We start from the raw sequence: 12,521 nt of genomic DNA on the forward strand, positions 1-12,521 counted from the left end.
GCCTAAATCGCGTTTAGCAATGCTTGTTGCATCGTTGAATTGGCATCTAACACCTTGGCGTTTGACTGATAGTTGCGCTGCGCTGTCATCAAGTTGACCATTTCGGCAGTGGTGTCGACGTTGGAACCTTCAAGGTATCCAGAAGCGACTGAACCCAAGGTGCCTGTAGTGGGTGTGCCGATAATTGGCTGGCCTGCGGCATTCGTTGCTGTCCACGCATTGTTGCTGGTCGGTGTTAAGCCGTTAGGGTTATTAAAGTCAGCCAATACGACTTGGCCTTGCAGTTGTTCTTGGCCATTGGTGTAGGTGCCAAATAGCATACCGCTATCATCTAAACGAATACCGTTTAGTTCACCGGAGGTATAGCCATTTTGGCTCAGGCTAGAGTTGTTATAGTCAGAGGCATATTGGGTGCTCTTGTCATAACTGAGTGCCAGGTTCATGTTGGATGCGCCAGCAATAATGTTAGGATCGGTGATCGCCAAAGTTAATGAGTTACCGCCAGTAAGAATACCGTCAGAGTCGAAGCTCAATTGGTGGCCGCCAGCAGGTGTGACATCGGTATTACCCATCATGTAATGCACAGACCAAGTGTTATCAGCCGTTTTGGTATAGTACTGAGTGAGGGCATGTTCCTTACCCAGCGAGTCATACGCCGTGACGGTGCTTGATGAGTGATAGGTGGCTGCATTATCGGGATCAAATGGGGTGGCTAGGGGATCAATAATATCCACTCTGGCATCTAAGTTAGAGACCAAACCTAAGGTTGTTGTGGCTTTGGCGGGTAAAGCGCCTGCTTGTATTTGTAAATCGGCTACGTTACCCGTCTGCAGATTACCGGTGGCTCCCACTGAATAACCTTGCAAGCGGTTGCCTGCAGGATCGGTGACAAAACCGTTGGCATCTTGGTTAAACATGCCTGCTCTAGCGTACATAGTATTGCCATCTTGGCCACTAAGGACGAAGAAGCCATCGCCCTGAATGCCCATATCAAGCTGACGACCCGTATAAGTTAAGCTACCACCGTTAGAGAAGTTTTGGCTGGTGGACATCACATTGACGCCGCCTGCTTGGCCGCCGTTATAGATGGCTGAAAACTCACTGCGACCGCTGCGAAAGCCGACCGTTGAAGAGTTAGCAATGTTATTACTGATAGTGTTTAGATCTTGTGTGGTTGCTTGTAAGCCACTTAACGCAATATTGAAAGACATCGATTAATCCTTTGCTAACCAGTTATGAAACTTCAGAGATTTCCAGCACAGAGACAGTGCCAAGACCATTACCTAATTCAGCCATCATCATTCCTGAGGCGCTGATAAAGTGTATTTTTTCGATTTTTGCTTGGATGAAGGTGTCGGCAGTTTTAGTGACGTCGCCTGCAGTGGTGTTGGCGACGATACTGTAGTCACCCGGTGGAAGACCTAATGCCTCAGGGTTGATCGTAAAGTCCTTATCCCCCGCTTCTTGTGCGCCTAACTCTAATGTGTGTACCACTTCGTCATTGCTATCAAGGATATCGATACTCAACTCTTCAACGGCATTGTTGAGATACACCTTGCCCTCTAGCGGTGAGTTATCGATGTTAAATTCTGACGCAGGCACCATGGCATCTTTGCCGACGAGTTGCGCTGATTGCACAATGCCAAGATTTTCCATCAACACCATCTGCGTTGACTGATTAGCGCGCATTTGTTCTAGGCTTTCAACTTGAGAAAATTGCGCCAACTGTGTCACGTACTCGGTGCCATCGATGGGATTAGTTGGATCTTGGTTTTGAATTTGGGCAATCATCAAGGTCATGAATTCGTTCTTGATTGAAGCCGAATCGTTACCGGGTGAACTGATGGTGCCTGGTGTATTTACATTGCTGTTATTGCTGCTGGTGGTGACGTTCATTATTTGGCTCCTAATTGCAGTAAACCTTGCTGCATAGAACGGGCACGGTTCATTATTTCAACATTGGTTTCGAATGAACGACTGGCGGCCATCATGTCTGCCATCTCTTCAACGGTATTAACGTTGGAGTAGGCCACGTAACCTTGCTCATCAGCATAGGGATGGTCGGGTTCATAGCGCAGATCCAGTGGTGCATCAGATTGCACTATGGCGGAGACTTCCACGTGCGCGCCGGCGACTTGACCTTCTTGAGTCTGTTTATAGATGGTGGTAAAAACGGGCTTTAAAGCACGGAAAGCCTCTTCAGGGCTTTCTGCTGCGGCGCCGGCATTGGCTAAGTTACTGGCAACGGTGTTAAGGCGAATGGTTTGGGCATGCATGCCAGAACCAGCAATTTGATAAATTTCAGAAAATGACATAGTGGCTTATTGACCTTCGATAGCAGTGCGTAAACCTGAGATCTTCATGTTGAGGAAAGTCAGGCTAGTTTGATAATCCATGGCGTTTTGCGAATACCTAGCTTGCTCTTTACCTAATTCGACGGTGTTTTGGTCAGCTGAGGTTTGGTAAGGCACACGAAAGCTTTCTTGGTAATTTCGGTCTGGAGACATGCCGGAATTGATCTGTAACATCACCGTTTTAAAGTCGAGATCACGCGCTTTATAGCCGGGAGTTTCGGCATTTGCTAAGTTACCTGCCAGCATCTTGCTGCGCTCGACTCTAAAATCTAATGTCTGTGGGTGAATACCTAATGCGGCATCAAGGTTGATAGCCATTCCGACTCCTAGTATGGTATGTCCTGCTTAATTACTCTTTGTATATCCAATTACTGTGCCAATAGTTATAACCGAGGTGTTTCAATGGTTTACGTTTATGCTTGGCGAAAGATCGGAACCTGTATTTCCTACTTCCTCCTCAGTGTTTCCTGTTTATTTCCGCCATTAAGTCTGGCGCAAGAGAACACAGGTACAGCGGTACAAATTGAGCGAGAATTTACGCAATTGTTATCAGCAGAACTGCGTGAATGGCAGCAGCAAGCAGGGTTGAGTCAACTTGAGTCTACCGTCGATATCAAAGTGCCATCGGGGGCTAAAAGACTCGCGACGTGCTCGTCGGCACTAACGATTGAAATCAGCAGGCGGGTTCCTTTAGGTAATGTGCAGCGCAAGGTGAGTTGTGAGCCGATGGGCTGGAGCTTATATGTGCGAGCGTCAGTCGATGTGAGTGCCAGGCTTCCCGTGGCCAATCGCGTGCTAAAGCGTGGCGAGCAGATTAATGCGGCGGATATTGATTGGAAGCTGTTAAAACTGAGTGCAGCAGATAAAGATTTAGTGACCGATATCGAGCATATTATTGGTCGGCAAGTGGTGCGAAAGTTACGTCGTTATAAGCCGATTAAGGCGCTGCAATTAAGTGCGCCACAGTGGATTAATATTGGCGACCGAGTGATCATTGAGGCCCGCAGTAATGGCTTTTACGCCAATATGCCCGGTGAAGCCTTGGAAGGCGGTGGCGAGGGCAAAGCCATTCGGGTTAAAAATTTGAGCTCGGGTAAAATTATCTCAGCCTATCCGATAGCAAAAGGGCGGGTGTCGACCCTATTTTAAGCGGGGTTAACATCGCTTACGTTTTAGCCTAAATAAATGGCTTGGTTATTTCAGATCGGCGTTAAAGGGTCGCTTTACTTCCTATAGTAGGCGAATTTAAGGCAGAAATTATGGAAATTAGCAAAGTAAGTAGCACGATCAGTGCTGACATGGGGATGAGCAAAAGCAAAACGCAAAGTGCGATACCTGTGCCAGAAAAGCCTGTTGCAACGCCGATTAAGGCCCAGCAGGAAGTCAGTGAAGATTGCAGACTGCTAGAACATACTAAACACAGCTTAGAGCAGTTGCCTGACTTTGATCTAAGCAAGGTTGAGCAGCTGCGTCAGTCTTTGGTTGATGGTAGTTTTGAGTTAAACCTTGAGGAACTGGCTGAAACTATGGTGCAGCAACATGGTTGAATCCGTGCCGACGAGTAGCAAGCGTGAGTTAGTCCAACGTATTGTACGAGGCATTCGTCAAGATATTGAAGGTTATAAACAACTAAAAAGCTTACTAAAACGCCAGCGTGAATTGATGCAGCGGCGCGATAATAATGGCTTAACTTATCATAACCAGCACCAGTCTGAATTGTGCTCTAGCTTGATGCGAAAGGCGAGCGAACGCCGCAAAATGTTAGAAGCCTTAGGTTTTTCTGGTAGCGCGAGCGGTATGGTGAGCTTGATCAGCAAGCTACCAGCAGCATCGGCATCAGAGGTCTCTATACTGTGGGACAATCTGCTGTTATTGGTTAAAGATAGCCAATTAGTCAACGAATCTAATGGTCAATTGTTAGTGGCACAGCAAGAGGTCATCAGTCAGCTGCTGAATCGAGATAACGATAATGCTATCGATTACGGTGACACACGTTAATTGTTTACCTGATTAACGACGGGAATAACGCCCAGCCAGATCATCAAGTTGCTTCTGTTCTTGCTTTTGCTGTAGCAGTTCATGTTGCTGTAAGCGTTCTTTATACAGCCACTGTATTCCTTGCTGACGTCCTAACTGTTGACGCCATAGTCCATGCATTCTTTGATGCTCTTGCTGTAATAACAATTGTTTACGGGTGAGCTGCTTTAACATCGGCTCGATCACTTGCACCATCTGCGCACTGTTTTGCAGTAGCAGGGCTGATGGGCAAGTTGCATTCGCGTGACTATAGTCTGAAATCATCTGCCCTAACTGCAGCTTTTGTTGTTCTATGGTATCCATTTTGCTTTGGGCTGCGTTTCTTTGTTGCCCAAGCTGACTCAGTTTTTTCTCTTCTTGTTGGCACAACCTCAATAATTGCTTCATTCAGTGTCTCCAGCTGTCAAAGAGAAGCCCATTTTACTGACTAACAGTTCTAATGCGTTAAGGCTTTGCGTTAGATCGGCTTGAGTGTGAGTCTCTTGGCGTAAGAAAGTTGCCATCTGTGGGTAGGCACTTACGGCCATATCCATATCAGGATCGTTACCGGGTTGATAACCGCCCAAAGGCAGTAAGTCTTTAACTTCGTTGTAGCGGCTGTTGAGGTGACGAAACCATTGCCCCTGTTTTAAGGTATTAGGGTGAGCGACTTGTGTTGCTAAGCGACTGACAGATGCACCGATATCAATTGCTGGAAAATGCCCCTGCTCCGCTAGCTTACGGTCAAGCACAATATGGCCATCCAAAATCGCACGAGCTGAATCGGCAATCGGATCTTGCTGGTCATCACCTTCGGTTAACACCGTATAGAACGCGGTTAAGGTGCCCGTCGGGTGCTGACTGTTGCCTGCCATTTCCACGAGGCGAGGCAGTTGTGCAAAGGCCGAAGGTGGATAACCTTTAGTGGCGGGGGGTTCTCCTAAGCTGAGAGCTATTTCACGCTGAGCTTGGGCATAACGGGTTAATGAATCAACCAGCATTAACACGTGTTTGCCCTGATCGCGGTAACCCGCTGCAATGTGATGACACAGGCGCATTGCGCGCATGCGCATTAAAGGAGTGGTATCGGCAGGTGCTGCGATGACAACGGCACGTTTAAGCCCCTCTTCACCCAGTGATTCCTCAATAAACTCTCTGACTTCTCGGCCTCGTTCGCCAATGAGCCCAACAACAACAACATCGGCTTCGGTAAAGCGAGTCATCATGCCCAGCAGGACACTTTTACCCACGCCTGAACCTGCAAACAGACCCAAGCGCTGGCCTCGGCCTACGGGTAACAACGCATTGATCGCGCGGATCCCAACATCTAATGGTTCGCGGATCGGTGTCCGTTTGAGCGGATTAGTCGTTTTGAACTGTAAGGGCACTTGAGGAATATGTTTAATACAGCCGAGATCATCAAGAGGTTGGCCCAAGCCATCAAGCACTCGGCCAAGCAAGCCTAAGCCGGTCGGAATTTGATAGCGTCCCTCAATGGGCATGACGCGTGCGCCAGGCATTAGACCACTGGTCGGTTCGATAGGCATGAGACACAGTGTGTCTTTGTAAAAGCCGACCACTTCTGCTTCGACGAGTTGATTGTCGCGACATTCGATATGGCAACGATCGCCGGTGCCTAATTGGCAGCCAACAGCCTCGAGTAAAAGACCATTAACTCGAGTGAGACGTCCGTAGACTTGGGCGACTGGGATCTTGGGCCAGTTTAGAATATCAGCACTAAGCTTCAACTTGAGTCTCGTGTAATGGTTGCTCTTGTATAATTGGAGTGTCTTGCAAGTGGTTTTCCACTTGAGCCATACAGCGATCAAGGCGAGTTTCTACTGACGCGTCAGCATCAGATGTTTCGCTGACGATACGGCAGCCACCGGCGCTAATACTGGCATCGGCGACGAGGCTCCAAGATTGAATTTTATCTGTTGCTAACTCTTTAAGTTTTTCTACAGCACTTGGCTCAAGGTGAATTTTGACATTGCTAGGGTCGTCTGGCAGTGCGGCTAAGGTTTCTTCTATTAAGGTTAAGATCTGTTGCGGCTGCAAGGTGAGTTCGCAACGGATCACCTGCAAAGATACCCGTCTGACGAGATCTAAGATTAAAGATTGTTGCTGCAAAATCTGCTGATTGTGTCCCTCTTCAAGTAGAGATTGCAGCGCACTTAAGGGGGTGATGATGCTATTGAGCTGCTCATCAATATTGTCTTTACCTTTTTGCTGCCCCTCGATTCGACCTTGGTTGAAACCCGCGGCATGACCTGCTTGTTGTCCCTCTTCTTCACCAGAGATAAAGCCAGCTTGATGGCCTTTTTGCACGCCCTCGCTGTAGCCTTTATCGAATGCCTGTTGAAAATCTTGCCAGCCAGCGGTTTCAGTGTCGGCATTACTCTCTGTTATCAGAGGTGAAAAACGGTGTCGGCGTGCGTGATGGCCAACCAGACGCCAGCGAGGATCTATTTTATTGACAGTATCGGTCATTATTCTACTACCTGCTCTTCAAACAGTTGTAACTCGAATTCGCCGTCGTCCATCATCTGTTTTGCTAATGCCATGATCTCTTTACGAGCGGCAATAGCTTGGCTTAATGGTACGCTACCAATGGCTTCGACTTGGGTTTCGATGGCCGATGACATGCGTTTTGGCAAGGCGCTAAGTAAAGTGGATTTAAGCTCGCTATCGATGCCTTTCAGGGCAAGAGCCAGTACATCAGCAGGCACGACTTCCATGATTTCCTGTAAAGTTTCTGGCTTCTGACGTCCTAGAATAATGAAGTCGAACATGTTGTCTGCCACATTGTTGGCTAGCTGCTTATCATGCAGTTTGAGCATCTCCATTAATTGCTCTCTGTCGCCCTCAAAACGGTTGAGAATGTCGGCAACTTGGCGGACACCGCTGACTTGCGTGTAACTTTTCCCCATAGCGATCAGCATACAGCGTTCGACAAGTTGCTTAAGCTCATCAACGACCTCTCGGTCGATATCACTAAGTTGAGCGATACGCACTAGCACTTCATCTTGCACTTCAGCGGGCAGGCCTTGCAGCACGAGTGCTGCACTGTCTGCGGGCAGTAAGCCTAATAACACCGCTTGCAGTTGACTGTGCTCGTTAGCTATCTCGCGGGCCAGTAATTGCGGTTCGACCCATTCAAGCCGTTTAATGAGGGTTTTAACTTCATCGCCGTAGATACTGTCAATCAGGCTTTTAGCAACACGGTCTCCTAAGGCGAGATCTAAAGTTTTTTGCAAATAAGTACGTGAGGCCCGAGCGATACCTGATTGCTCTTGGTAACGCTTAAAGAAACGCCCAAGCACCGCTTCAGCTTCGTCTTGCGTTATGCTCGATAACCGTGCCATTTTGTGGCTTAAGTGTTGTACATCATGGCGATCCAAGTGAGACATGACTTGAGCAGCCCCTTTTTCACCCATGCTAAGCAGCAGCATGGCGGCTTGCTCTAGGTTGTCCATTTTTATTGTGACTTCATTGTTATTCACTGTTTTGGTTACCTATTTCTGTTAAGCCTGATGAGACGCTTGTTCATTTTCTTGGTCACTAATCCACTGCGATATCACCTCTGCAACGCGTGCTGGTTCTTGATTGGCGAGCAAGCTGAGGTGTTCCATTTGTATCGTTAATGGTGAGCCCGGTGCGGGTAAGCTGAGATTGCTGTTCCAGTTGTTGTTAACGTTGGTATTTTCAATGTCCAACAAGGCATCAGCTTGATGCTGTGCATCACTAATGGCGTTATTGGTACTGGCTTCTGCTGATGGCATCAAGGGGGTCGGAGCGTCCAGCGAGTCTTTTTTGACGTTGTATTCAACCGTGCGCGTTAAATGCTGTACCAATGGGCGTAGCACAAAGAAGATCATCCCTAGCCCCAAAATCGCACCGATTAAATAACGTAAATATGTTTGGTAGCTCTCGGCTTGCCACCAAGGCAGGGGTTCAAACTCAACCACTTTTATTGGCGCAAAATTAAAACTACTGATGCTGAATTGATCGCCACGGTTGGTTGAGTAACCAATCGCGCCTTGTACCATGTTACTTATCTGGTCGAGTTGAGGTTGACTCCATCCTGTTTCGCCAGCGGCTTGGCTATTGAGGAGCACCGCGATAGAAAGATTTTCTAACTGCATCTGCTGGTAACGGGTGTGTTTAACTGAGCGGCCAATTTCAAACTGACGGCTTTCTTGTTGGTTGAGGTTGCTGTTGCTGTTGGTGCCAGGTGTTGCTGTCGGGGGCTGGTTACTCAAGGCGCCGGGGATCCCTAGAGCCATGTTGCCACTGGTTTGTTTTGTGCTTTGATTTTCTTGACTCACAACAGTTTGTGGATCAAGTGATTCACGTGTTTCTTCGACTTGATTGAAGTTTACCGTGGCGGCAACCTGTACTTGAAAATTATCCTGTCCGAGAATAGGTTGTAGCATGCTTGAGGCGCGGCTAACCAAGTTCTGCTCAAGCTCTTGGGTGTATTGTAGTTGTTTGTCTCGTGCTTGAGTGATGTCCTGACTTGCATTGATATCAGCACTTAAATGGTTACCCTCTTGATCGACAATTTGCACATGTTCGGGGGTCATGCCAGCCACACTGCCTGCGACCAAGTTGGCGATAGAGGTGATTTGTTCAGGCTGTAGGTGCTTTCCAGCATAAAGCGCTAACATCACTGAGGCTGATGGTAGCTCAGGTTGTTGGCGGATAAACAGGGTTTTCTTGGGGATGGCTAGGTGCACTCTCGCAGATTTAACGGCCTTTAGTGCCATGATTGTTCGTGATAACTCACCCTCTAAACTATAGCGATACTTAGCTTGTTCCATAAACTGGCTGGTGCCTATGGTCGACGCATCGAGCGAGTCCATGCCGGAAGGAACTTTGGCTTTAACGCCACGAGCGGCGAGTACCATACGTGCATTACCCAATTTGTCTTCAGGTACTAACACCAATCCACTGGTGGGATCGAGGCGATAACGGATCCCTTCGGTTTCGAGTACTTCAATGATGTGGGAGGTTTCGACGTTTTCCTGATTACCATACAGCGGACTATAACCTCGACCTGTACTCCACAGCATCAACACGATGACACAGGCGGCAACGATAGCCAGAATAGCCAATGTCGCGGCGTAATTATCTCCATGACTGAACTGCTGCCATTTTTGCTTCAAGGTGTTAAGACGATCATTATTGCCATTTACATCGGTTATGGCTGGGCTGGTTTGAGTCAATGTGGTCGACATGCTTTGCTTATTCCTTGCTCAAAAAGGCGAGTTGATTTTTGGGCGTTATTACACGAGTGATTAACTGGATATACATGGCTTAGATTGGCATTTTCATGACTTCATCAAATGCTTGCACTAAACGATTTCGGATCTGAATCATGGCTGCGAACGACAGACTGGCCTTTTGCGATGCGACCATAGCGCCGACTAAGTCATCACTTTCACCACTATCTACGGCTCGAACTAAGGCTGATGAGGTATTTTGATCAGCATTGATTGCGGCAACCTTATGCTTCATCAGCTCGGTAAATGAAGCAGGCTGAAGCCCCAAGTCTCGAGGATTAACACCTACTTTTATTGCCCCCTTTGCCATCTCAGAGTGGATACTGAGTTGCTGGATCATTGATTGGGCGCTGGCGATGTTGGCATTTGACATTAGTGCTCCTTAATTATGCTAGTAGTGACTTACGCCGCGTGACCTGAAGGTGATAAAATTTGTTCTATATCAATGCCTTCTTCTCGCATCTGTACCAGTTTGTATCGCAAAGCTCGGGTGGTCATTCCAAGTGCTTGTGCGGTGTTATTTCGGTGGCCATTATGGCGTTTTAAGGTATCGATAATGTATTGGAACTCTGCCTGACGTTTTGAGGCTTTTAGGCCAGACTCATTGGGTTCGAGCTGTGCACTACTATTTTGACTTGCTAAGCCAAGCTCTTCAGCTTGCAGGGCTTGCCCACGGCGCATGACAAGTGCGCGTTGTATGGTATTTTCGAGCTCGCGGACATTGCCAGGCCAATCGTGGCTTAGGAGTACATTGCGTGCCTGTTCGCTGAAGTAACACTGTTGGTTCAGCGTCAACATTTTATAGCGTTGCAAAAAATGCTCAGCGATTGGCAAAATGTCTTCGCGCCTTTGCCTAAGCGGTAATATTTTGATCGGGAGCACATCTAAGCGATAGAACAGATCTTCTCTAAATTGACCATCGAGCATGGCTTGACGCAGATCTTTATTGGTGGCGGCAATAACACGAATGTCGAGTGCGATTGATTTGTGGCTGCCTAAGCGTTCAACTTCTCTTTCCTGCAAAACACGTAGCAATTTTGCTTGTAATAAGAGCGGCATTTCAGCGATTTCATCGAGCAAGATGGTGCCACCATTGGCGAATTCAAACTTACCGGGTTGATCGGTGGTGGCGCCAGTAAAGGCGCCTTTAACATGACCAAATAGAATGGACTCTAAGATACTTTCAGGGATGGCGGCACAGTTGATGGCGACAAAAGCCTGTTCAGCACGGTCGGAATGACGGTGAATATAGCGAGCCAGAGGTTCTTTACCGGTACCACTTTCGCCAGTGAGTAATACTGTGGCTTCGGTACTTGCTGCTCGATGAGCAAGCATAAGCAGTTGGCGACTGACGGGGGCTGCACAAATTAACTCATTATTGGGTAATTCTAGTCGGCGTAGTCGCTGCAGTAGAGAGCATAGCTGCTCTTCGTCTATTGGCAGCAGTAGGTAGTCTTGGACACCACATTGCATTGCCATACTGGCGAGTTCGGTTTGCTCCGGTTCTAGCAGCGCGACTTGGTGTTTACCTGGAAACTGCCTTAGCTGGCTAGCAACATTGTGGCTGTTGCACTGAGAAAGGTTCACTAAGCTCAGCCATGGAGCGCTGTCATCATCGGTTTGCCAAAGGCTAAATCCTTGCTGAATTAATTTTTTCAGGCTTGATGGCGGTAGTTGGGCGTCGATAAACCTTAAACTAGAAGGATTCACTTTGATGCTCCCAAAGCAGACGGCGTTGCTGATTTCACTAAACGTATGCTGACTCTGCGGTTCAGCTTTCGCCCTGCGGTATCCAAGTTGCTGGCTACGGGGGCTCGGTTACCGTGATGCCGTGTTTGGATCATCTGTGCTGGCACTCCGAGCTCAATGAGTCGAGACATCACTTCGTCAGCACGCGCTTTACTGAGCACCAAGTTAGCGAGATGGTCACCAGATGCATCGGCATGGCCATCGATTAAGACCTCAGCGATCGTTGGATCTGCTTGGATATAGCGATACATAGCATAAAGGTCTTGTTCATGTGCAGCGCTTAACAGGCTTGAACTGGTCGCAAATTGCAACTCAAGACGACGCAAATAACGAAAGGGTTTAGGCAGCAGTTGTTGACGGCAGATCCGAAATTGATTCGCGACCGTTTGGGTGGAGATCGGACTGGAGCTTATTTGATAGCTGCTACTCTCTGGTGTGGCAATGTTAACTTGCCAGATGGAGCCTTGTTCGAGCGCTTCTAAAAATGCATTGGTATTGTGTTGAGCTAATGCCTGAGAACCGAGCCAATGCAGCGAGGTTGTCGCGATAGGCTGTTGGGTTTGTGCTTGCCAAGAAGGAGGGACGACAAAGGCTTGGCTCTGGGTGTTATCTAAACTCAACCAGTCAGCTTGCAGCGATAGAGTGAGTGCTTCACCAGGATTGGCGATAAGTCCCAGAGTACCAAAACTCTGCACTCTATGATTAATTTCACAGCCAAATGGATCCCCTGAAAACAGCCATTGGGCCTTTTCAAAAGGTGTTTGATATTTGATCGATGTCGCCATCGCGTTATTTGTTATGGCTGTACACATAAAAACCAAACAGGCCGAAATATAAACTGAGTATTTCAATTTTTCATAATCCTTAAATGCATGCACTGTTATTTTTATTGTTTTTGGTATCACACTTTTTAGCGTTGCCAATTAAACACGTAATATTAAAACATGTAAAACTTTTTATTTTTATTATGCGTAATTAAAACAAATTTATGTATTTACATTAAAGTAAGGTGTATTTAATTAAGTTATATTGTAAGCTGTGTAATATTATTTAAGTTGATTGATTTGTTTGTCGTCAATACATATTGTCACATGTCTATTTAATGCTGCCTTTGTGT

At 47.3% G+C, this 12,521-nt stretch carries 15 protein-coding genes; 3 read left to right on the forward strand and 12 right to left on the reverse strand.

The window, feature by feature from the left end; translation table 11 throughout:
• Positions 1 to 2: 2 nt before the first annotated feature.
• Genes flgE through CXF83_RS02925 form a run of 4 tightly spaced genes read right to left on the reverse strand, consistent with a single transcriptional unit; the run spans position 3 to position 2,672 of the window.
• Positions 3 to 1,211, reverse strand: coding sequence for a flagellar hook protein FlgE (gene flgE / locus CXF83_RS02910; RefSeq protein ID WP_101090838.1), 1,209 nt, complete (start codon positions 1,209 to 1,211; stop codon positions 3 to 5).
• 22 nt (positions 1,212 to 1,233) lie between these two features.
• Positions 1,234 to 1,896 (reverse strand): flagellar hook capping FlgD N-terminal domain-containing protein, encoded by a 663-nt coding sequence (locus tag CXF83_RS02915; protein ID WP_101090836.1) that lies wholly within the window; start codon positions 1,894 to 1,896, stop codon positions 1,234 to 1,236.
• Positions 1,896 to 2,315, reverse strand: a complete 420-nt coding sequence (flgC, locus tag CXF83_RS02920; protein ID WP_101090834.1) for a flagellar basal body rod protein FlgC — start codon at positions 2,313 to 2,315, stop codon at positions 1,896 to 1,898. Before flgC ends, CXF83_RS02915 begins: the two co-directional genes overlap by 1 nt.
• A 6-nt stretch (positions 2,316 to 2,321) precedes the next feature.
• On the reverse strand, positions 2,322 to 2,672 hold the full coding sequence (locus tag CXF83_RS02925; protein ID WP_101090832.1) for a flagellar basal body rod protein FlgB: 351 nt from the start codon (positions 2,670 to 2,672) through the stop codon (positions 2,322 to 2,324).
• A gap of 84 nt (positions 2,673 to 2,756) precedes the next feature.
• Here CXF83_RS02925 and flgA point away from each other — a divergent pair, with 84 nt between their 5' ends.
• From flgA to flgN, 3 genes are all read left to right on the forward strand, one after another.
• On the forward strand, positions 2,757 to 3,503 hold the full coding sequence (flgA, locus tag CXF83_RS02930; protein ID WP_101090830.1) for a flagellar basal body P-ring formation chaperone FlgA: 747 nt from the start codon (positions 2,757 to 2,759) through the stop codon (positions 3,501 to 3,503).
• 110 nt (positions 3,504 to 3,613) lie between these two features.
• Complete coding sequence (gene flgM / locus CXF83_RS02935; RefSeq protein ID WP_101090828.1) at positions 3,614 to 3,901, forward strand: flagellar biosynthesis anti-sigma factor FlgM; 288 nt, start codon at positions 3,614 to 3,616, stop codon at positions 3,899 to 3,901.
• Positions 3,894 to 4,352: a flagellar protein FlgN gene (gene flgN, locus CXF83_RS02940; RefSeq protein ID WP_101090826.1), complete on the forward strand. Its 459-nt coding sequence runs from the start codon at positions 3,894 to 3,896 to the stop codon at positions 4,350 to 4,352. The genes flgM and flgN overlap by 8 nt, the downstream gene beginning before the upstream one ends.
• 12 nt (positions 4,353 to 4,364) lie before the next feature.
• On the opposite strand, the gene CXF83_RS02945 is transcribed toward flgN, so the two are convergent.
• The 8 genes from CXF83_RS02945 to CXF83_RS02980 all read right to left on the reverse strand — a co-directional run bounded on the left by CXF83_RS02945 (position 4,365) and on the right by CXF83_RS02980 (position 12,189).
• Positions 4,365 to 4,778 carry a hypothetical protein gene (locus CXF83_RS02945; RefSeq protein ID WP_101090824.1) on the reverse strand — a complete coding sequence of 138 codons (414 nt, stop codon included), beginning with the start codon at positions 4,776 to 4,778 and terminating at the stop codon, positions 4,365 to 4,367.
• The gene (locus CXF83_RS02950; RefSeq protein WP_101090822.1) at positions 4,775 to 6,118 is read right to left on the reverse strand and encodes a FliI/YscN family ATPase; all 1,344 of its coding nucleotides are present in this window, start codon (positions 6,116 to 6,118) and stop codon (positions 4,775 to 4,777) included. Before CXF83_RS02950 ends, CXF83_RS02945 begins: the two co-directional genes overlap by 4 nt.
• Positions 6,108 to 6,860: a flagellar assembly protein FliH gene (gene fliH, locus CXF83_RS02955; protein ID WP_101090820.1), complete on the reverse strand. Its 753-nt coding sequence runs from the start codon at positions 6,858 to 6,860 to the stop codon at positions 6,108 to 6,110. Before fliH ends, CXF83_RS02950 begins: the two co-directional genes overlap by 11 nt.
• Positions 6,860 to 7,846, reverse strand: a complete 987-nt coding sequence (locus CXF83_RS02960; RefSeq protein WP_232775053.1) for a flagellar motor switch protein FliG — start codon at positions 7,844 to 7,846, stop codon at positions 6,860 to 6,862. Before CXF83_RS02960 ends, fliH begins: the two co-directional genes overlap by 1 nt.
• A gap of 48 nt (positions 7,847 to 7,894) precedes the next feature.
• Positions 7,895 to 9,610 carry a flagellar basal-body MS-ring/collar protein FliF gene (gene fliF, locus CXF83_RS02965; RefSeq protein ID WP_101090817.1) on the reverse strand — a complete coding sequence of 572 codons (1,716 nt, stop codon included), beginning with the start codon at positions 9,608 to 9,610 and terminating at the stop codon, positions 7,895 to 7,897.
• Between the two features lie 79 nt (positions 9,611 to 9,689).
• Positions 9,690 to 10,028 (reverse strand): flagellar hook-basal body complex protein FliE, encoded by a 339-nt coding sequence (gene fliE, locus CXF83_RS02970; protein ID WP_101090815.1) that lies wholly within the window; start codon positions 10,026 to 10,028, stop codon positions 9,690 to 9,692.
• 29 nt (positions 10,029 to 10,057) lie between these two features.
• Complete coding sequence (locus tag CXF83_RS02975) at positions 10,058 to 11,365, reverse strand: sigma-54 interaction domain-containing protein (protein ID WP_101090813.1); 1,308 nt, start codon at positions 11,363 to 11,365, stop codon at positions 10,058 to 10,060.
• Positions 11,362 to 12,189: a MotY family protein gene (locus CXF83_RS02980; protein WP_232775016.1), complete on the reverse strand. Its 828-nt coding sequence runs from the start codon at positions 12,187 to 12,189 to the stop codon at positions 11,362 to 11,364. Before CXF83_RS02980 ends, CXF83_RS02975 begins: the two co-directional genes overlap by 4 nt.
• Positions 12,190 to 12,521: the final 332 nt, after the last annotated feature.

Source organism: Shewanella sp. Choline-02u-19 (assembly GCF_002836205.1).
In the GTDB taxonomy this organism is placed as follows: domain Bacteria; phylum Pseudomonadota; class Gammaproteobacteria; order Enterobacterales; family Shewanellaceae; genus Shewanella.